The sequence below is a fragment of the Microbulbifer sp. ABF4_148 genome (genome assembly GCF_056158985.1).
The window spans coordinates 732532-749801 of the sequence record NZ_JBSWUI010000001.1; the positions used below are offsets into that span (position 1 = coordinate 732532).

General features: G+C 60.6%; 19 protein-coding genes. 13 read left to right on the plus strand and 6 right to left on the minus strand.

All coding sequences use genetic code 11. The features are described from left to right. The first annotated feature begins 75 nt into the window (after positions 1-75). The 4 genes from radC to mutM all read left to right on the plus strand — a co-directional run bounded on the left by radC (position 76) and on the right by mutM (position 2407). Complete coding sequence (gene radC / locus ACXAD0_RS03140; RefSeq protein ID WP_475086890.1) at positions 76-759, plus strand: RadC family protein; 684 nt, start codon at positions 76-78, stop codon at positions 757-759. 237 nt (positions 760-996) lie between these two features. Continuing rightward, a complete protein-coding gene (rpmB, locus tag ACXAD0_RS03145) occupies positions 997-1233 on the plus strand; it encodes a 50S ribosomal protein L28 (RefSeq protein ID WP_475086891.1) in 237 nt (78 codons plus the stop codon). Between the two features lie 35 nt (positions 1234-1268). Continuing rightward, positions 1269-1424, plus strand: coding sequence for a 50S ribosomal protein L33 (rpmG, locus tag ACXAD0_RS03150; RefSeq protein WP_475086892.1), 156 nt, complete (start codon positions 1269-1271; stop codon positions 1422-1424). A 167-nt stretch (positions 1425-1591) separates the two neighbouring features. After that, entirely contained in the window at positions 1592-2407 is an 816-nt protein-coding gene (gene mutM / locus ACXAD0_RS03155) for a bifunctional DNA-formamidopyrimidine glycosylase/DNA-(apurinic or apyrimidinic site) lyase (RefSeq protein ID WP_475086893.1), read from the plus strand. Here mutM and ggt read toward each other — a convergent pair. The 3 genes from ggt to rsmD form a co-directional block, all read right to left on the minus strand. After that, on the minus strand, positions 2404-4191 hold the full coding sequence (gene ggt / locus ACXAD0_RS03160; protein WP_475086894.1) for a gamma-glutamyltransferase: 1788 nt from the start codon (positions 4189-4191) through the stop codon (positions 2404-2406). The two genes, mutM and ggt, sit on opposite strands and share 4 nt — an antisense overlap. Before the next feature lie 84 nt (positions 4192-4275). Further along, entirely contained in the window at positions 4276-4752 is a 477-nt protein-coding gene (gene coaD, locus ACXAD0_RS03165; RefSeq protein ID WP_475086895.1) for a pantetheine-phosphate adenylyltransferase, read from the minus strand. A gap of 95 nt (positions 4753-4847) precedes the next feature. Continuing rightward, positions 4848-5429, minus strand: a complete 582-nt coding sequence (gene rsmD, locus ACXAD0_RS03170; RefSeq protein ID WP_475086896.1) for a 16S rRNA (guanine(966)-N(2))-methyltransferase RsmD — start codon at positions 5427-5429, stop codon at positions 4848-4850. Between the two features lie 113 nt (positions 5430-5542). Between rsmD and ftsY the strand changes: the two genes are divergently transcribed. From ftsY to ACXAD0_RS03205, 7 genes are all read left to right on the plus strand, one after another. Then, entirely contained in the window at positions 5543-6715 is a 1173-nt protein-coding gene (gene ftsY / locus ACXAD0_RS03175; protein WP_475086897.1) for a signal recognition particle-docking protein FtsY, read from the plus strand. A gap of 56 nt (positions 6716-6771) precedes the next feature. Continuing rightward, positions 6772-7458, plus strand: a complete 687-nt coding sequence (gene ftsE / locus ACXAD0_RS03180) for a cell division ATP-binding protein FtsE (RefSeq protein ID WP_475086898.1) — start codon at positions 6772-6774, stop codon at positions 7456-7458. Then, positions 7439-8458: a permease-like cell division protein FtsX gene (gene ftsX, locus ACXAD0_RS03185; RefSeq protein ID WP_475086899.1), complete on the plus strand. Its 1020-nt coding sequence runs from the start codon at positions 7439-7441 to the stop codon at positions 8456-8458. The genes ftsE and ftsX overlap by 20 nt, the downstream gene beginning before the upstream one ends. A 233-nt stretch (positions 8459-8691) precedes the next feature. Next, the gene (gene rpoH / locus ACXAD0_RS03190) at positions 8692-9546 is read left to right on the plus strand and encodes an RNA polymerase sigma factor RpoH (protein WP_475086900.1); all 855 of its coding nucleotides are present in this window, start codon (positions 8692-8694) and stop codon (positions 9544-9546) included. A 104-nt stretch (positions 9547-9650) separates the two neighbouring features. Beyond that, positions 9651-10028, plus strand: coding sequence for a DUF423 domain-containing protein (locus ACXAD0_RS03195; RefSeq protein ID WP_475086901.1), 378 nt, complete (start codon positions 9651-9653; stop codon positions 10026-10028). A gap of 77 nt (positions 10029-10105) precedes the next feature. Continuing rightward, complete coding sequence (trmB, locus tag ACXAD0_RS03200) at positions 10106-10822, plus strand: tRNA (guanosine(46)-N7)-methyltransferase TrmB (protein ID WP_475086902.1); 717 nt, start codon at positions 10106-10108, stop codon at positions 10820-10822. Between the two features lie 118 nt (positions 10823-10940). Further along, a complete protein-coding gene (locus tag ACXAD0_RS03205) occupies positions 10941-11753 on the plus strand; it encodes an outer membrane beta-barrel protein (protein WP_475086903.1) in 813 nt (270 codons plus the stop codon). Between the two features lie 16 nt (positions 11754-11769). Here ACXAD0_RS03205 and ACXAD0_RS03210 read toward each other — a convergent pair whose 3' ends face one another. Beyond that, positions 11770-13668, minus strand: a complete 1899-nt coding sequence (locus tag ACXAD0_RS03210) for an ABC-F family ATP-binding cassette domain-containing protein (protein ID WP_475086904.1) — start codon at positions 13666-13668, stop codon at positions 11770-11772. 70 nt (positions 13669-13738) lie between these two features. Here ACXAD0_RS03210 and ACXAD0_RS03215 point away from each other — a divergent pair, with 70 nt between their 5' ends. Beyond that, a complete protein-coding gene (locus ACXAD0_RS03215) occupies positions 13739-14236 on the plus strand; it encodes a TIGR02444 family protein (RefSeq protein ID WP_475086905.1) in 498 nt (165 codons plus the stop codon). A 43-nt stretch (positions 14237-14279) separates the two neighbouring features. Here the strand turns inward: ACXAD0_RS03215 and ACXAD0_RS03220 are convergent, their stop codons facing one another. Then, positions 14280-15167, minus strand: a complete 888-nt coding sequence (locus ACXAD0_RS03220) for a hypothetical protein (protein WP_475086906.1) — start codon at positions 15165-15167, stop codon at positions 14280-14282. Between the two features lie 593 nt (positions 15168-15760). Here ACXAD0_RS03220 and ACXAD0_RS03225 point away from each other — a divergent pair. After that, positions 15761-16534, plus strand: coding sequence for an FKBP-type peptidyl-prolyl cis-trans isomerase (locus ACXAD0_RS03225; RefSeq protein ID WP_475086907.1), 774 nt, complete (start codon positions 15761-15763; stop codon positions 16532-16534). Between the two features lie 122 nt (positions 16535-16656). On the opposite strand, the gene rsd is transcribed toward ACXAD0_RS03225, so the two are convergent. Further along, a complete protein-coding gene (gene rsd / locus ACXAD0_RS03230) occupies positions 16657-17124 on the minus strand; it encodes a sigma D regulator (RefSeq protein ID WP_475086908.1) in 468 nt (155 codons plus the stop codon). Positions 17125-17270: the final 146 nt, after the last annotated feature.

Genomic DNA, 17270 nt, shown 5'->3' on the forward strand with positions numbered 1-17270 from the left:
GAATGAATCAACGGGTAAGATTACCATTTATGCGCCGTTGAGTTGATAAACCAATGTGATTTCAGGGAGGAATCCATGGCGATCAAGGACTGGCCCGCGACCGAGCGTCCGCGGGAAAAATTACTGATGCGGGGCGCGCCCGCATTGACCGATGCCGAATTACTGGCGATTTTCCTGCGAACCGGGGTAAAAGGCGCGTCTGCCGTGGAGGTGTCGCGGCAACTGCTGGCAGATTTCGGCAGCCTGCGAGCGCTACTTGAGGCGCCGTCTGAGGAGTTTTGCCGCGGTAAAGGGCTTGGACAGGCAAAATACGTGCAGTTACAGGCGGTGCTGGAAATGGCCCGGCGCCATCTGGCCGAGACCCTGGCGCGCGGTGATGCCATGGGCAGTCCGCAGGCGGTGCGTGATTTTCTGGCGGCAAACCTGCGACATCGCCGCCGCGAAGTGTTCTGCTGCCTGTTCCTGGATAGCCAGAACCGGGTGGTCGCATTTGAAGAGCTGTTCGAGGGGACCCTGAACGCTGCCGCGGTCTACCCGCGAGAGGTGGTTCAGGCCGCGCTTCGTCACAGCGCGGCAGCGGTCATCCTCGCCCACAATCATCCATCGGGCGTTTGCGAGCCCAGTGAGGCGGATCGCTGGATCACCCGGCGCCTCGAAGATGCCCTGGCGCTTGTGGATATCCGGGTGCTGGACCATATGATCGTGGGCGATGGCCAGGCGCTTTCCTTTGCCGAGCGGGGTTTACTGCAGGCCCCGTGACACGGTTGCTGCCGCTCTCTCCGCAGGCATTGGGGCGACCTGTCCCGGACAGTTACGACCGGTCACGATTGGGGGCTGGTTAAAACTTGCCCTGCAGGGGGGCTTCTGGTATAAATCGCCGCTCTTTGCGGCCGGGCCAGATTCTGGACAGTATCCGCCGCCGCCCAGGATTAGAATTCCGAGTTGACGTCCCGCCCCTTCAGCGCGCGGGTCCAAGTGTTTTGAAGAGGCCAACAGATGTCCAAGGTATGTCAGGTAACCGGTAAGCGCCCGGTCACTGGTAACAATGTATCCCACGCTAAGAACCGCACCAAGCGTCGCTTCGTGCCGAATCTGCACAGCCACCGTTTCTGGGTTGAGTCCGAGAAGCGTTTCGTGAAGCTGCGCGTTTCTGCCAAAGGCATGCGTGTCATCGATAAGAAAGGTATCGAGACCGTACTGGCTGAGCTGCGTGCTCGCGGCGAAAAAGTTTAATTGCGGTTCCCCGCTGAGAGATTGGAGACAGAACAATGCGTGACAAGATTCGTCTGAACAGCAGCGCCGGTACTGGTCACTTCTACACCACTACCAAGAACAAGCGCACCATGCCTGAGAAAATGGAGATCAAAAAATACGATCCCGTTGTTCGCAAGCACGTGATGTACAAGGAAGGCAAAATCAAGTAATTGGTTTTCCTTACGCGAAAAAGCCCGGCTAGCCCGGGCTTTTTTGTGCCTGCTGGTTTGGCCGATAGCGCAGACTCCAGATGATTTGACGGAGCAACTCGCACTGGCACTGGCCGCCACGACGCCTGTTCTGTGGCAAACCCCTGTTACCGAAAAGATCGAGCGTTATGCCAGAACTACCCGAAGTAGAAACGACCCGCCGCGGATTGGCTCCGCATCTGGAGGGCCAGCAGATTGAAGCGGTGACCGTGCGTCAGCGCAAACTGCGCTGGCCGGTGCCGCAGGGTATTGAGGGGCATCTGCAGGGGGCGCGGATCCAGCGGCTTGAACGCCGCGCCAAATACCTGCTGGTCCAGACGGATCGCGGTTGCGCCATCTGGCACCTGGGTATGTCCGGCAGTCTGCGTATGGTGCAGCCAGGTGAGGCGCCCGCCAAACACGATCATATCGACTGGCAGATCAGTAACGGACTCACCCTGCGATATCACGATCCCCGTCGTTTTGGTGCACTGCTGTGGTCCGACGACGATCTGGCCGGGCATGAGCTGCTGGTGCATCTGGGTCCTGAACCGTTGTCCGATGCCTTCAATGGTGATTACCTGTTTAAAATCTCGCGCGGGCGCAAGCAGGCGGTAAAGACGCTGATCATGGACGGCCGCGTGGTGGTGGGCGTTGGCAATATCTACGCCAGCGAGTCTCTGTTTCTCGCCGGCATCCTGCCGGACCGTACCGCGGGCGGTATTTCCCGAGCGCGCTACCAGCGCCTCGCGGAAACCATCAAGCAGGTACTGGCGAATGCGATTGCCCAGGGAGGGACCACGCTGCGGGATTTTGTTGGCGGCGATGGCAAGCCCGGTTATTTCGCCCAGCAGCTGAATGTCTACGGCCGAGCCGGAGAGCGTTGTCGGCAGTGCGGCGGACCTGTGCGTGACATGGTGCTGGGACAGCGCAACACGTTTTTCTGCCGCACCTGCCAGCGCTAGCGGCCGATCGCCACACCTTCGCGGCGCGGGTCGGCACCGCCGTGCAGTACGCCGTCAATGATCGCGATCGCGTGAATGCCGCTATTCAGTGGGCGACGCACGACGCGATGCCCCATGTCCTCCAGCTGCGTCATAACGGAGTCGGGAAATGCGTCCGGTTCCAGTTCTACATTCCGGCCAATGGCAGCGATATTACCCGCGGCAATGGCCTCCTCAATCGGCATGTCCAGCGCCAGATGGTACAGGGCAGTGCGCGCGGTGTAGTCAATGATGCGCGAGCCTCCCGGTGACCCCACCAGCAGGCGCATGCTGCCGTCCGGATGAAACACGATGGTCGGCGACATGGATGAACGGGGTCGTTTGCCCGGTTGAACGCGATTGGCGACGAGCGCACCACTGGCATTGGTGGGCACGAAGGAGAAGTCCGTGAGCTGGTTGTTGAGCAGGAAGCCTTTTACCAGCAGTCGCGAGCCAAAAGCCGTTTCGATACTGCTGGTCATACTCACGCCATTGCCGTATCGATCGACAATCGACAGATGCGTCGTACTGGGTATCTCGCCGCTCACAGCGGAGGTCCGGCTCTGATCAAAGCCCGGCGGCTTGCCCGCCGCGGCAGGTGTCGCGCGATCCGGCGAGATGAGCCTGGCGCGTTCTTTTAGATAGGCGGGCGACACCAGTCCCTGATTCGGCACGGCGACAAAGTCCGGGTCCCCCGCATAGGTGTTGCGATCGGCAAATGCCAGCTCGGAGGCCTCGGCGAACAGGTGGGTGAGCTCCGTGCTGCCGGCCTGCAACCGGCCCAGCGGAAAGTGTGCCAGCACCCCGAGGATTTCAGCGACTGCCGCGCCGCCCGATGACGGTGCATTGGCCCCGCACAGGCGGTATTGCAGAAAGGCGCTACACAGCGGCGCACGTACCTTTGCCTGGTAGCCTGCCATGTCCTCGAGGGTCATGCGGCCCGGGTTATGCGGGTCATTGCGCACGCTATCGACGATCGCCGCAGCGATCTCGCCTGAGTAAAAAGACTCCGCCCCTTCTGTCGCCAGTGTCCGCAAAGTAGTGGCATAGGCGGGGTTTTTCAGTCGGTGCCCGACGGGCAGCGGCTGTCCGTGAGGGTCGAAGAAATAGGCGGCGATGGCCGGTCGCACGTTGACCTTCGGCATCTTGACCAGTAGCTGGTGCAATCGGGGGGAAACGTCGAAGCCTTGCTCAGCGAGTTGTATCGCTGGCGCAAACAGATCGGCCCAGGGCAGTTTGCCATCGCGCTGGTGTGCGAGCTCCAGCAGGCGCATTACACCGGGTACGCCAACCGAATAGCCTCCGATGACCGCCTCCAGAAACGGACGCGGCTTGTCATCGCGCATAAAGTACTGTGCATCCACCGCCATGGGCGCAGTTTCGCGCCCGTCATAGAAGTGCAATTTCTGTTGGTCGGCACGGTAGCTCAGGATAAAAGCGCCACCACCGATTCCGGAGGACTGTGGCTCCACCAGAGTGAGCACCAGTTGCGCGGCAATTGCCGCATCCACGGCGGTGCCCCCGCGGGCGAGAATTTCTGCCGCGGCGCGGCTGGCATGGGGATTGGCGGTTACCGCCATATATTCGCGTCCGGAAACCGATTGTGTCTTGCCCCGCCCGGTGGCGGCTTCGGGCGGCGCATCCTGATGAGCGCCTGCGGTTTCCGCGGGGGGCGGCTGCTGCGGCTGTGGCGTTGTCGGCGGCGTGGGCTCCGCGCAGGCGGCTACCAGGCTGAGCAGAACAGCGATGCTAAACAGGCGGCGCACGGCAGACTCCCGGAGCGATGGGTGTAGCCGCAGTATATGAAATGGGGTTGGCGCTACCGGGGCAGGCAGCGCCAGACGCACGAACTAGCGGAATTTTTCCTGCAGGGCAGCCTGCACGGCGGGCGGTACAAACTTGGTAACGTCACCGTTGAGCGACGCAATTTCGCGTACCAACGAGGAGGAAATGTACGAGAGATGCTCCGCAGGCGTCAGGAACAGGCTTTCCATATTGGGCGCCAGTTGGCGATTCATATTGGCCAGCTGGAATTCGTACTCGAAGTCCGATACGGCGCGCAGTCCGCGCAAGACGCCGTAGGCGTCCACCTGCCGCACCAGGTCGGCGAGCAGGATATCGAAGCCAATGACCTCGATATTGGGCAGGTGCGACAGCACCTGCTGGGACAGCTCAACGCGCTCATCGAGGGTGAAGAGCGGGTTTTTCCGGGTGCTGGCGGCTACAGCCACGATCACATGGTCAAACAGGCGCGCCGCCCGCTCTACGAGGTCCATGTGTCCATTGGTGATGGGATCGAAAGTACCGGGATATACGACTTTTTTCATGGGTCTGCATTCGCTGCGGGCCAACAGGGAGGCGCATGTTAAACAATTTGTGCCAACTGCTCAAAATCCCGGCGCGGCCGCAGGGCCTTGCCCGGTCATCCTGCGGCCCGAAGCAGGCGCATACACACTTGTCCGGAGCGCTTTTCCTTGGCGATCTCCCAATCACCGGAGAGCGCCAGCGCGGTGTCGCGGGGCGTTTCCACGTACACCAGTCCGTCCCTGGCGAGGAGTGGGTGTAACTGCGCCAGGATGGGTTGCCACAGGTCACCGGCAAAGGGCGGGTCGAGGAAGATCAGGTCGTAGGTGCCATTGGCATGCAGGGCCAGAAACTGTTCCGCGGGCAGCGGATGTACCTGCGCATTGCCAGCATTGAGGATCTGCAGTTGCCGGCGCAGCAGGTCTGCGGCGGTACGATTGAGCTCGACAAAATCTACCGACTGGGCACCACGGGACAGGGCCTCGAGGCCCAGCGCACCGGATCCGGCGAATAAATCCAGACAGCGGGCACCCACCACATCAAACTGCAGCCAGTTAAACAGCGTTTCCCGCAGCCGGTCCCCGGTCGGGCGCAGACCTTCCAGTGCGGCAAATTGTACCTTTCGGCCGCGCCACTCGCCGCCAATGATACGCAGCTGGGATACCGGCGGAGCGGACTTGTTGGGGCGACTTCTGGGCAATGGGGAATCCTGACACTGGGTTTCTGAATGGATGACCGCGCGGAGCGCGGTATGGGGCACAGCGGCGTGCTAAGATTAGCGCCTTTCCAGCAGCGGTACATCCGGACAGCCACATGATTTTCGACTTTCTGCGCAAGAAGAAGCCCTCCGAAGACGAGGTCTCCAAGCCCGAGGTAGAGGCCCCAGCGGAGGAGCAGCAGCGGAAGGATGACGAAGGTGCGGCCGAGCCGGCCCCGCGCGAGGCTGACGCTGAGGTTGAAGCAGAGACCGCAGCGGCCGCGGAACCGGCGCCGGCAACCCCGCCAGCAGAGGAGCCGCCGGCGTCGCCAGCGCCAAAACCCGCCGGGGAAAAGCTCGGTTTCTTTGCCCGTATTCGCCGCGGCCTGTCGCGCACCAGCAGCCAGTTTGCCGAGGGCATGGGCAACCTGTTCCTGGGGGCCAAGGAAATCGACGATGAGTTGCTGGAAGATCTCGAGAGCCACCTGCTGATGGCCGACGTGGGGATGGAGGCAACCGACGAAATTATCCAGCGCCTGACCGAACGGGTGTCGCGCCGCGAATTGACCGATGGTGCGGCCCTGTACCAGGCCCTGCAGGACGAGCTGACCGATCTCCTCGGAGCGGTGGATGCGCCTCTGCAAATTGATACCAGCAAGAAACCGTTTGTGATCCTGGTGGTGGGCGTGAATGGCGTCGGCAAGACCACCACGATTGGTAAACTGGCACACCGCTACCTGGCTGAAGGTAAGTCGGTGATGCTGGCCGCCGGCGATACGTTCCGCGCGGCAGCGGTGGAGCAGCTGCAGGTGTGGGGCGAGCGCAATCATGTGCCGGTGGTGGCACAGCATACCGGCGCTGACAGCGCCTCGGTCATTTTTGATGCCGTGCAGTCGGCCCAGTCCCGCGGAACCGATGTGGTGATCGCCGATACCGCCGGCCGCCTGCATACCAAGTCAAACCTGATGGAAGAGCTCGCCAAGGTACGGCGGGTAATGGGCAAGCTGGATGCGAGCGCGCCACACGAGGTGTTGCTGGTGCTGGATGCTGGCACCGGCCAGAACGCCATCAGCCAGGCCGGGCAGTTCCGCGATGCTGCGGGTGTGACCGGTCTGGTGCTGACCAAGCTGGATGGCACGGCCAAAGGCGGTGTGATCTTTGCACTGGCGAAGCGTTTTGGAATTCCGGTACGCTTTATCGGTGTGGGGGAGCAGGCCGAAGACCTGCAGCCGTTCAGGGCTCGCGAATTTGTCGGGGCCCTGTTTGATCGCGGTGACAGCAGTCGGTGAGCCTTGCCGGCCCGGCCGGAAACGCGACCAGGAAAGAACAATAACAGCAGCGCCGCATGATCACTTTCGACAACGTCAATAAACGCTATGCCTCCGGACAGGATGCGCTGGTGCGTATCAGCCTGGAGCTCGACCGTGGAGAGCTGGTTTTCCTGACCGGCCACTCTGGGGCCGGTAAAAGTACCCTGTTGAAATTGCTTACGGCCATCGAGCGCCCTACTCGCGGCAGCATTATTGTGGCCGGACAGAATCTCAATCGCCTGCGCAATGGCCAGGTCCCCTACTACCGCCGCAACCTCGGCATCGTGTTCCAGAATCACCAGCTGCTGTTCGACCGCAGTGTTTTCGACAACGTGGCCCTGCCGCTGTCGGTGGCCGGCTGCAGCAAGCGCGATGTTGGACGTCGTGTGCGCGCCGCGCTGGACAAGGTCGGACTGCTGCACAAAGAGCGGCAGAATCCCATCATGCTGTCCGGCGGTGAACAGCAGCGGGTGGGTATTGCGCGTGCTGTGGTCAACAAGCCGGCGATCCTCGTGGCCGATGAGCCGACCGGTAACCTCGATCCGCAGTTGTCGGCGGAAATCATGCAGTTATTTGCCGACTTTAATGCGGTGGGGGTGACCGTATTGATTGCCAGCCACGATCTGGAATTAATCGCGCGTCAGCAACGTCGGGTACTGACCCTGCAGGCGGGTGAATTGATCTATGACGGAGTCCCCGGTCGTGAGCCAGCCTACTCGTAACCCGCGCGGCGCCGGACGCCGTCCCGCCCCAGCCGAGACACGCAGCCGCAGTGCGGGTGCCGTTGCCGCACGTACCAGTGTGGGAGATCGCTGGCACAGCTGGCTTGGTCACCATCGGGAAATGGCGGCGGAGGCACTGCGCCGTTTTTTTGCCGCGCCCATGGCCAGTGCCATGACCGCGCTGGTCATCGCCATCGCGCTGGCCCTGCCGGCCGCGCTGCAGATTGGCCTGGTCAATTTCCAAAAGGCCATCGCCGGCTGGGATGGCCAGCCGCAATTGTCCGTGTTCCTGCACAAGAGTGCGCGGGAGCATGCCGTGAATGGATTTATCGAGCGGTTGCAGAGCGATCCATTGGTGGGTGCGGTGACGTATATCTCGCCGGAACAGGCGCTGGCGGAATTCCAGCAGGCATCCGGCCTGGGCGATGCACTCGCGGGCCTCGATGCCAACCCTTTGCCGGCGGTTTTGCTGGTCCGGCCGGCCGCCACTGAGGCGGCGCAGCTGGAAGCACTGGCGCAGCGACTCAGGGACAGTGCACTGACCGATGCGGTCGTACTGGATTTGGCCTGGGTCGAGCGGCTGGCCCAGCTGACGCAACTGGGGCGGCGTATTGCGGTGGGGCTCGGTTTGCTGCTGGCACTTGGGGTCATACTGGTGGTGGTGAATACCATCCGCCTGCATATCGAGAGTCGCCGCGAGGAAATTCTGGTGGTGAAGCTGGTCGGTGCGACCAATGCGTTCGTGCGGCGGCCCTTTCTCTACTCCGGGCTCTGGTACGGGGTATTTGGTGGATTCATCGCCTGGTTACTGGTGGCCGGGGGTGCCCTGCTGCTGTCATCGCCGGTTGCGGGACTGGCTTCGTCCTACGGCAGTGGTTACAGCCTGGATGGTCCGGGTCTGCAATATTTGCTGGCACTCACCGCCGGTGCGGCGCTGCTTGGCCTGATTGGCGCGTGGCTCGCGGTTGCACGCCACATTCGCGCGATCGAGCCGTCCTGACCGGTCGGTTCTGGGATGCCCGCGCGTCGTCCGGGGCGGGGAACTTTCCCTGTGGATAACTGCCTAAGAACCTCGAAATACAACGGGTGTGGCACGGTTTGAGGACGGCGCCCCTTAGCTTTTGCTTCGGCGCGGGCTAGTGCTACACTGGGACACAATTTTTGTCACGCGGACTCAACTGTTCGCGCGGGGCCCCAGCCACCGCTGGCGGCTATTTGACTGGAGAAACCTGAATGGGAACGAGCCTGCAGCCAGCCTATACGCTGTCTCCGGGAGCCAATCTGGGCGCATACATCCAAACGGTTAGCGGCTTTAATGTGCTGTCGGCCGAGGAAGAGAAGCGCCTGGCTGAAGATCTCTACTATCGCGAAGACCTTGATGCTGCCCGTCAGCTGGTTATGTCGCACCTGCGTTTTGTTGTGCATATCGCCAAATCCTACTCTGGCTACGGCCTCAATCAGGGTGACCTGATCCAGGAGGGCAACGTTGGCCTGATGAAAGCGGTCAAGCGCTTCAACCCTGAAAAGGGTGTGCGCCTGGTGTCGTTTGCGGTGCACTGGATCAAGGCCGAGATTCACGAGTACATCCTGCGCAACTGGCGCATCGTCAAGATCGCCACCACCAAGGCACAGCGCAAGCTGTTCTTTAACCTGCGCGGTCAGAAGAAGAAGCTGGCCTGGCTGACCAATGACGAGGCCAAGGCTGTTGCTGCGGACCTCAATGTCGATGTGGCCCAGGTGCATGAGATGGAAGGCCGCCTGGCCGCCCACGATGCTGCCTTTGATGCCGGTGTCGATGACGACGAAGATTCGGCCTGGCAGGCGCCGGCGCACTACCTCGAGGACCGTCGCTTTGATCCGGCCGCCCAGGTAGAGCAGGAGAACCTGCAGGAGACCAATCTCAGCAGCCTGGCATCCGCGTTGGAGCAGCTCGATGATCGCAGCCGTGACATCATTCAGGCGCGCTGGCTGGGGGAGGAAAAGTCCACCCTGCACGAACTGGCCGACAAGTACGGCGTCTCCGCTGAGCGTATTCGCCAGCTGGAGAAAAATGCCATGAAGAAGGTTCGTGTGGCGATGGAAGCCTGATCCTTCCCGATGGCAGAAAAACCGCGCTCCGGCGCGGTTTTTTTATGGCTGTCGCAAGACGGCCAGTAACAGAGATTCCAAACCCGATTGGATAAGGGACACACATGACCAAGACTTTCCTCGTACTGGCCGCACTTTTCGGCGGCAGCGGCGTTATGCTCGGTGCCTTTGGCGCCCATGGCCTGCGTGGTCGCGTGGCGGAAAACCTGCTGGAGGCGTTCAAGACGGGTGTGCACTACCAGATGGTGCATGCGCTGGCGCTGATCGGGATTGCAGTGCTGATCAAGGTGTGGGGCGACAAAACCGCATTCACCACCGCGGGGTCCCTGTTCTGTGTGGGGATCCTGTTGTTCAGTGGCAGTCTCTATTGGTTGGCTTTGGGCGGACCGCGCTGGCTGGGCCCTGTCACACCGCTGGGTGGACTCTGCCTGATTGCGGGCTGGGTCGCCCTGCTGGTTGCCGCCCTGTCGCTGCCTCGTTAGTATCCCCGCCCCGACGGCGTCCATGGTGGCGCCGGCCTACACTGATTGCATCGACATGCGCAGCCGAGGTCCAGCCCATGCATGAAGAGTCCGCGGAAGACTTTCCCTACCGCACCGAGTACAAGAAGAAGTCCATTCGCAGTTATGTGATCCGCGCCGGGCGCATGACCGAAGGCCAGCGCCGCGCGTTTGACAACTACTGGGGGCCTTTTGGCCTGTCGTTGTTTGGCGGCAAGCTGGACCCTGTCGAAGCGTTTGGCCGCGAGGCGCCGCTGGTCCTGGAGATCGGTTTCGGCATGGGCGACTCCCTGTTGGCCATGGTCGAGGCAGAGCAGGACAAGAACTTTATCGGCATCGAAGTGCATCCACCGGGTGTCGGCCGCCTGATCAATAATGCGGGCAAGGCTGAACTCAGTAACCTGCGCGTCTATATGGCGGATGCCGTGGATGTGCTGACTGACTGCATCGAAGATGCTTCGCTGGATCGTTTCCAGTTGTACTTCCCCGATCCCTGGCACAAAAAGAAGCACCACAAGCGGCGTATCGTGCAGCCCGAGTTTGTGCGCTTGTTGTGCAGCAAGCTCAAGCCGGGCGGCTTGATGCATATGGCGACGGACTGGGAGAACTACGCCGAGCAGATGCAGGAAGTCCTCGACGCCGAGCCGATGCTGCAGAACACGCAGCCTGACGGCGGCTTTTCCCCGCGCCCGGAATTCCGCCCGGAAACCAAATTCGAGCGTCGTGGACAGCGCCTTGGTCATGGGGTCTGGGATCTGCTCTATCGCAGGGTCTGAGGCGTAGCTCGACAGTGCGCGGGCAATGCCTGCTGCGTCTGCTATCTTCAAGTGCGGAGGACTGCGCGGTGACCCAGCCAGTCCGATGCTGCCGGCAAAAGGATTTCCGGAGACAACAATGCATAAAAGACGTCAGCGCGCAGTCTGGCTGCTGCCTCTGTTCGCCCTGCTGATCATTCCCACCGCTCCGGCACTGGCCGATCGGTCAACCACGCTCAATCTGTATCTCAAGGGCTCGAGATCCTGGTTCGACAATGACCGTCTCGACGGCACTCCCCTGGAGGGCTTCGAGCTGGAAGATGCATCCGGCGGTGGCGCGGGTTTTGGCTATAGCATTGACGATCGATGGGCTCTGGAAGGCGTGCTCGATTACTACAGTGCCGATGCCAGCACCTTCGACGAATTCGGTTTTAAAATCTCCGAAGATGTGGAGATCTACAACTACCATTTCGACCTCTTTTACCACTTCCTCGGCCGTTTCTGCGGCAACTATTGCTGGCAGCCCTATGTGGCGTTTGGTGCAGGTGAAATTCGCATCGAGCAGGACAACGATTACGGGTTTTCCGAATACTGGTACGACCGCCAGACCATGGTCAATCTGGGCCTGGGGGTCAAATACCAACTGGGGCCGCGCTGGCAGGTACGCGCCGACGGTCGGGCCTATCAGGGTGTCGAAAACGGCGGCCTGGATGGCATGCTGGCGGTTACCATTGGCTACCAGTGGAGTGAATATACGGTGGTCGTGCGGGACACCGACGGCGATGGCTTTCTCGATGGCGATGATGAATGCCCACAGACGCCACCCGGTGTCGATGTAGACAATACCGGCTGCCCCATCGATAGCGACCGCGATGGCGTGCCGGATTACCTCGACCAGTGTCCCGGTACCCCGCAGGGTACCGCTGTGGACGAGAACGGCTGCCCGCGTTAACGGCAGTTAACCGACGCTAGCTGCGGGCAGCTTCGAGCTGCTCGCTGATCTCCAGCCACTCGGCTTCCAGCTCATCCAGTTTTCCGCGCTGTTCAGACTGCGTGCGATTCAGTTTGGCGATCTCATCCTGTTGGCCACCGCTGTAGAGGCTTTCATCGGCGAGTTGTTCCTCGACTTTCGCGAGACGTTCCTCACACTGCGCCATTTCGCGCTCCACCTTTTTCAGGCGATTGGTCAGTGGCTTGAGTTGCTCGCGCAGGGCAGCGGCGGCCCGACGCTGGGCGCGCTTGTCTTCGCTGGGTGCGCCGTCCGCCCTGGCGGTTTCGCTGCGCTCCTCGCGACGGAACTGCAGTAGCCAGTGTTTGTAATCTTCCAGGTCGCCGTCAAACGGCTCTGCCTTACCGCCGGCAACCAGGATAAATTCGTCGGCAGTACTGGAGAGCAGGTGGCGGTCGTGCGAGACCAGCACGACCGCACCCGGAAACTCCGCCAGTGCCAGTGTCAGCGCATGGCGCATCTCCAGGTCGAGGTGGTTGGTCGGTTCGTCGAGCAGCAGCAGATTGGGTTTTTGCCAGGCGAGGATTGCCAGCGCCAGGCGCGCTTTCTCACCGCCCGAAAATCCAGCGACGGGCTCAAACACCCGGTCGCCAATAAATCCATAGCCACCGAGAAAATCCCGCAGCGCCTGTTCACTGGCATCCGGCGACAGGCGCTGCAGATGGAGCAGGCCGGACGCATGGCCGTCCAGTGCCTCGAGCTGATGCTGGGCGAAATAGCCGATCTGCAGATGCTCGCCACAGAGGCGCTCACCGGACAGGGGCGGCAACAACCCCGCAAGGGTTTTAATCAGGGTGGACTTGCCGGCGCCGTTGGGGCCGAGCAGTCCAATGCGACGTCCCGGCTGGATACCCAGCTGGACGTTGTGCACGACGGTCGTGTCGCCATAACCCAGGTCCACCTCGCGCAGGTCAATCAGCGGGTCTGATACCTTGTCGGCGGCGGGCAGTTGAAAGCGAAACGGTGAGTCGACATGCGCCGGCGCAATCACGGCCATGCGATCCAGCGCTTTCAGGCGGCTCTGTGCCTGCCGGGCCTTGGTTGCCTTGGCGCGAAAACGCCGCACAAAGTCTTCCATGTGCGCACGTTCCGCTTGCTGCTTTTCATATTGGGCTTGTTGCTGGGCCAGTCGCTCTGCGCGGGCCCGTTCAAAACTGCTGTAATTGCCGCTGTACAGCTGCAGCCGCTGGTTTTCGAAACTGACAATCCCGTCTACAACCGCGTCGAGGAAATCCCGGTCATGGGAAATGATCAGCAGTGTGCCCGGGTAGCGTTGCAGCCATTGCTCCAGCCACAGGGTTGCATCCAGGTCCAGGTGGTTGGTGGGCTCATCGAGCAGCATCAGGTCGGCGGGGCACATCAGGGCGCGGGCCAGGTTCAGGCGAATGCGCCAGCCACCAGAGAAGCTGTTCACCGGGCGCTGCTGATCGGCGTGGGAAAATCCCAGTCCGTCGAGCAGCTGTGCCGCCCGTGCCGGACCGCTATAGCCGTCGATGGCCGCCATGCGCTCGTGAAGCTCAGCCAGCTCGCGTGCGTCGCTGCCAGCGCCATTTTCCAGCTGTGCCAGTCGCTGCTGGAGCTGGCGCAGCTCACCATCGCCGTCGAGCACATAGTCGAGCGCTGACGCATCGCTGTGCGCGACTTCCTGTGCCATGTGGGCAAAGCGCCAGCCAGAGGGCACCTCGACGCTACCCGTATCACTTTCGGTCTGGCCCAAAAGTAACTTGAACAGGGTAGACTTGCCGCAACCGTTGGCACCAATGATGCCCACCTTGTGGCCGGGGAAAATGCGGCAATCCGCGTTGTTGAGCAGTTCGCGGCCGCCCCTTTGCAGGGAGACCCCTTGCAGATTGATCAAGGAAAACCTCTTATACGGGAAAAGTGGCTAGTGTTTAGGAGCCAATCGAAAAAACGGTCGGAATTCTAACGTGACAAAATCCGCACCTCCATCTTCGTCTCTGCAAAACCCCCTGTGGGACTTCAGTATCGACTTCTATGGCCACGACGGGGTGAAATCGTTCTTGTTGGATTGCCAGGATACGCGTGGGGCCGATGTATGCCTGTTGCTATGGGCGAGCTATGTGGAAGCGAGCGGTCGCCAGTTGAGTGAGGAGAGCTGGCGCATAGCGGATCGCGGCCTGGCGCCCCGACGGCGGATTATTGGCAGCGTACGCGGTGTGCGACGGTGGCTCAAGAAGCTGGGGCCACGTGCCAGTAATCTGTATCGCCGCTGCCTGCGCTGGGAGTTGCAGTTGGAGCAGCGCCAGCTCGCCGCGCTATGGCAGCTGCAGCAGGAGGCGTGGCCGGAAGATCGCGACGCGCTCGCGCTCGCAGGTCAGCAGTATGGGTTACCGCAAAAAGAACAGGCCCGCTGGGCGGGCCTGATCGAGGGGTTTACGGCGGGTCGGGACATCGTACCGATTTGAGTACTGGCGCAGCTGCGCCGCCCTACCGCGCGTCCGCCGCAGATTAGTTGTCGCTGGACGGCTCGCTGGCAAACAGGCTGTTCGCCGGTGTTGCCGGCGTGATGCTCGGTGCTGCGGGCTTGGGTGCCTCTGGCTGGGCGGCAGGTTTCGCCTCCGGAGCTTTGCTCACCACTGGCGCCGCCGGTGCTTCCGCGGGCTTGCTCTCAGCGGGTGCTGCGGGCTTGGCCTCTGCCGGCTTGGCGGCCGGTTTTGCCGGCGCCTTGGCGACCGCTTTCTTCACCGGTGCTTTCTTTGCCGGCTTGGCTTCCGCCTTTTTCGCAGTCGGCTTGGCCGCGGCTTTCTTGGGGGTCGCTTTCTTTGCAGCGGCTTTCTTGGGGGCTGCTTTCTTCGGAGCGGCCTTTTTAGCTACTGCCTTCTTGGCAGCGGCTTTCTTCGGGGCGGCTTTCTTGGCGTCAGCCTTCTTCGCCGTGGACTTGGCAGCCGTTTTGCTGGTTGCTTTCTTTGCCGGGGCTTTTTTCTTTTTGGTCTTGCTGCCAACCGCTTTTTCCGCTTTGGCTGCTGCCTTGGCAACGGTGGCGGCTACCTTGGCGTCCAGCTTGGCAGCTGCTTCCGCCTGCTTTGCGGTCGCGCTGGCTTTGGCAGCGGCGGTCGCTTCAGTCACCAGCTTGGCAACGGCTGCCTTGGCAGTGGCGATACGCTTGGTGGCAGCGGCGGTTTTGCTTTTCTTGCCTGCGGCCTGCGCGGCTGAAAGTTTTTCCTTCGCCTTGGCCAGCTTGGTCTTGGCAGACGCCTGTGCTTTTACGGCTTTCTGTAGCGCCTTGCTGGCATCGGAGACTTGTTTGGCACGGGCCTTGTCGAGTTTGGTGGTGAGCTTGGCAATTTGTGCCTCCAGTTCTACGACCGGGTTAGCAACTTTCTTTCTGGCAGCCATGAGTAAATGTCCTGAGGTGATTATCGATCCGGAGCAGATCGGTACCCTAAGTATCCGATCCAGTTGCGGTGGTAGCCGCACCCTCTAAAAATACATGTACTGACGATTTCTCCGATCCCGCGAGACCAACCAGTGTTGAGCCGGAGCAACGACAGGTCGCCAGATAATAGCGCTGTTTTTTGAAAAGTTGTATGCCGCCGGGGATGAATTCATCCGGAATACAAAAAATTTTTGCCGGCAAAGAAACTTTTTGACCGCTTCCGCACTCTCACCGCTCATCGAAGGCCGCCAAGACCAATGCAGGTGCAGAAAATCCACGATTCGCTCCCGATAGGGATTTTCCGTCGGCAGTGTGAACCAGGTTGATATGCATCCCCGTACACCATGGGTTAGACTTGCGAACAATGGTGGTTTCCGCCGATATGGGTTTAACCGGTTCCGTTTGCCAGGGTTCCGATCACGTTTCTCTGATCAGGTCATCGGGCACCCATCTACAGGAAGCGCCTGGCTGTAATTCGCTTGGGGTCAGCTATGGCGCTTTTGTGCATCAAGCAGACACAGATAAATAATCACGACACTGAGATCCTTCCAATATGAAAAAGTATCCTTTGGCCGCTGCCGTTGCTCTGGGCCTCGCACTGACCGGCTGTAACAAGCAAGATTCCGGCCAGAATACTGAGGTCGCTCTCGACACTCACGAGCAGAAAGTCAGCTATATCATTGCCGAAGATATGGCACGTCGCCTGGCTTCCCAGGAAGTCCAGCTCGATCCGCAGGTTGTGATGATGGCGCTGAGTGATGTGGCGGCAGAGCGGGACTCCCGTCTCTCCGATGAAGAGAAGCAAGAAGTCATCGCGGTATTCCAGGAAAAGATGCAGGCCAAGCAGCAAGAGATGCTGGCCAAGCAGGAAGAAGACTTTAAAGCCAAGGCTGAGCAAAACCTGGCTGACGGCAAAGCATTCCTTGAGGCCAACGCCAAGAAAGAGGGCGTGGTAACCACAGACTCCGGCCTGCAGTACAAGATTATTACTGCCGGCAGCGGTGATACCCCCGCGGCAGACAGCACGGTCGAAGTGGACTACAAAGGCACGCTGATCGATGGCACCGAGTTTGACAGCTCCTACGCGCGCGGCGAACCGGTTCAGTTCCCGGTGAATGGCGTGATCAAGGGCTGGACCGAAGCGCTGCAGCTGATGAAGGAAGGCGCCAAGTGGGAGCTCTACATTCCTTCAGACCTGGCCTACGGCCCGGGCGGTGCGGGTGGCCTGATTGGTCCTAATGCCACGCTGATCTTTGAGGTGGAACTGCACAAGGCCAATGTTTCCAACGAGCCGGCGGCTCCGGCAGAAAGCGACAGCGGAGAGTGATACCCCTCTTCTGCTGACGTACCGCGCTGGATGTTTCCGGTGCCAATAAAAAAGGGGCCGTCAGGCCCCTTTTTTTGTTTGTTGTCTGTGCGCGTGCTGCGTATCAATGCTTGATGACAGTGCTAGGCGAGCTGGTTTTTGTGCGCCGTATGCAAGACCGCGATCATTTTGTCTTCCGAAGTAAAGCGGGTCTCGAGTGCTTCCCCCAGCTGGGAAAGGTCGCTGACCAGGCTCGATAGATCGTCCGTTTCCTGATACTTATCATTAAAATCGACGGTAATGTCCGTTGTTCCATCGATCTCGCGATAAATATCGCGGGACTTTTCCAGGCCCTCGGTATCCCCGAACGCCTTGCCTTCAAGAATCAGCTGTTCGTAGACCTCAAAGTGCCCGGCAGAGACATAGTCCATCAGGTGCTGGCACAGCTCGCGCACATTGGCTTCTGTTTCGGAGTCGCCTTCGCGGATTTCTTTCTTTTCCGAGAGGGCGCAAAAGGATACGAGCAGGGACTGTCGTGACTGTAGCCAACGATCAATGATGTCGCTGACGCCCCCCCAGCGCTCGCGCGCGGATTTACAATTTTCCAACATCGCCAAAACTTCCTTGTGTCATCTTTTGCTTCAGGCGCGAACACCCCTAAGACCACGCGCGTGGCTTAGTCCAAGATAGGAGATTCACCCGCCGGCGGCAAGGAAGCGGACGCTTTAGGTGCCATAACTGACGTGAGGGGAAATGG

What these genes read in the sequence shown, in the direction of transcription:
- ftsE (WP_475086898.1), top strand. Translation starts at nt 6,772, where the DNA reads ATGATCACTTTCGACAACGTCAATAAACGCTATGCCTCCGGACAGGAT.
- rsd (WP_475086908.1), bottom strand. Translation starts at nt 17,124, where the DNA reads ATGTTGGAAAATTGTAAATCCGCGCGCGAGCGCTGGGGGGGCGTCAGC.
- coaD (WP_475086895.1), bottom strand. Translation starts at nt 4,752, where the DNA reads ATGAAAAAAGTCGTATATCCCGGTACTTTCGATCCCATCACCAATGGA.
- ftsY (WP_475086897.1), top strand. Translation starts at nt 5,543, where the DNA reads ATGATTTTCGACTTTCTGCGCAAGAAGAAGCCCTCCGAAGACGAGGTC.
- trmB (WP_475086902.1), top strand. Translation starts at nt 10,106, where the DNA reads ATGCATGAAGAGTCCGCGGAAGACTTTCCCTACCGCACCGAGTACAAG.
- ACXAD0_RS03220 (WP_475086906.1), bottom strand. Translation starts at nt 15,167, where the DNA reads ATGGCTGCCAGAAAGAAAGTTGCTAACCCGGTCGTAGAACTGGAGGCA.
- radC (WP_475086890.1), top strand. Translation starts at nt 76, where the DNA reads ATGGCGATCAAGGACTGGCCCGCGACCGAGCGTCCGCGGGAAAAATTA.
- rpmG (WP_475086892.1), top strand. Translation starts at nt 1,269, where the DNA reads ATGCGTGACAAGATTCGTCTGAACAGCAGCGCCGGTACTGGTCACTTC.
- rpmB (WP_475086891.1), top strand. Translation starts at nt 997, where the DNA reads ATGTCCAAGGTATGTCAGGTAACCGGTAAGCGCCCGGTCACTGGTAAC.
- ACXAD0_RS03225 (WP_475086907.1), top strand. Translation starts at nt 15,761, where the DNA reads ATGAAAAAGTATCCTTTGGCCGCTGCCGTTGCTCTGGGCCTCGCACTG.
- ACXAD0_RS03205 (WP_475086903.1), top strand. Translation starts at nt 10,941, where the DNA reads ATGCATAAAAGACGTCAGCGCGCAGTCTGGCTGCTGCCTCTGTTCGCC.
- rpoH (WP_475086900.1), top strand. Translation starts at nt 8,692, where the DNA reads ATGGGAACGAGCCTGCAGCCAGCCTATACGCTGTCTCCGGGAGCCAAT.
- ACXAD0_RS03195 (WP_475086901.1), top strand. Translation starts at nt 9,651, where the DNA reads ATGACCAAGACTTTCCTCGTACTGGCCGCACTTTTCGGCGGCAGCGGC.
- mutM (WP_475086893.1), top strand. Translation starts at nt 1,592, where the DNA reads ATGCCAGAACTACCCGAAGTAGAAACGACCCGCCGCGGATTGGCTCCG.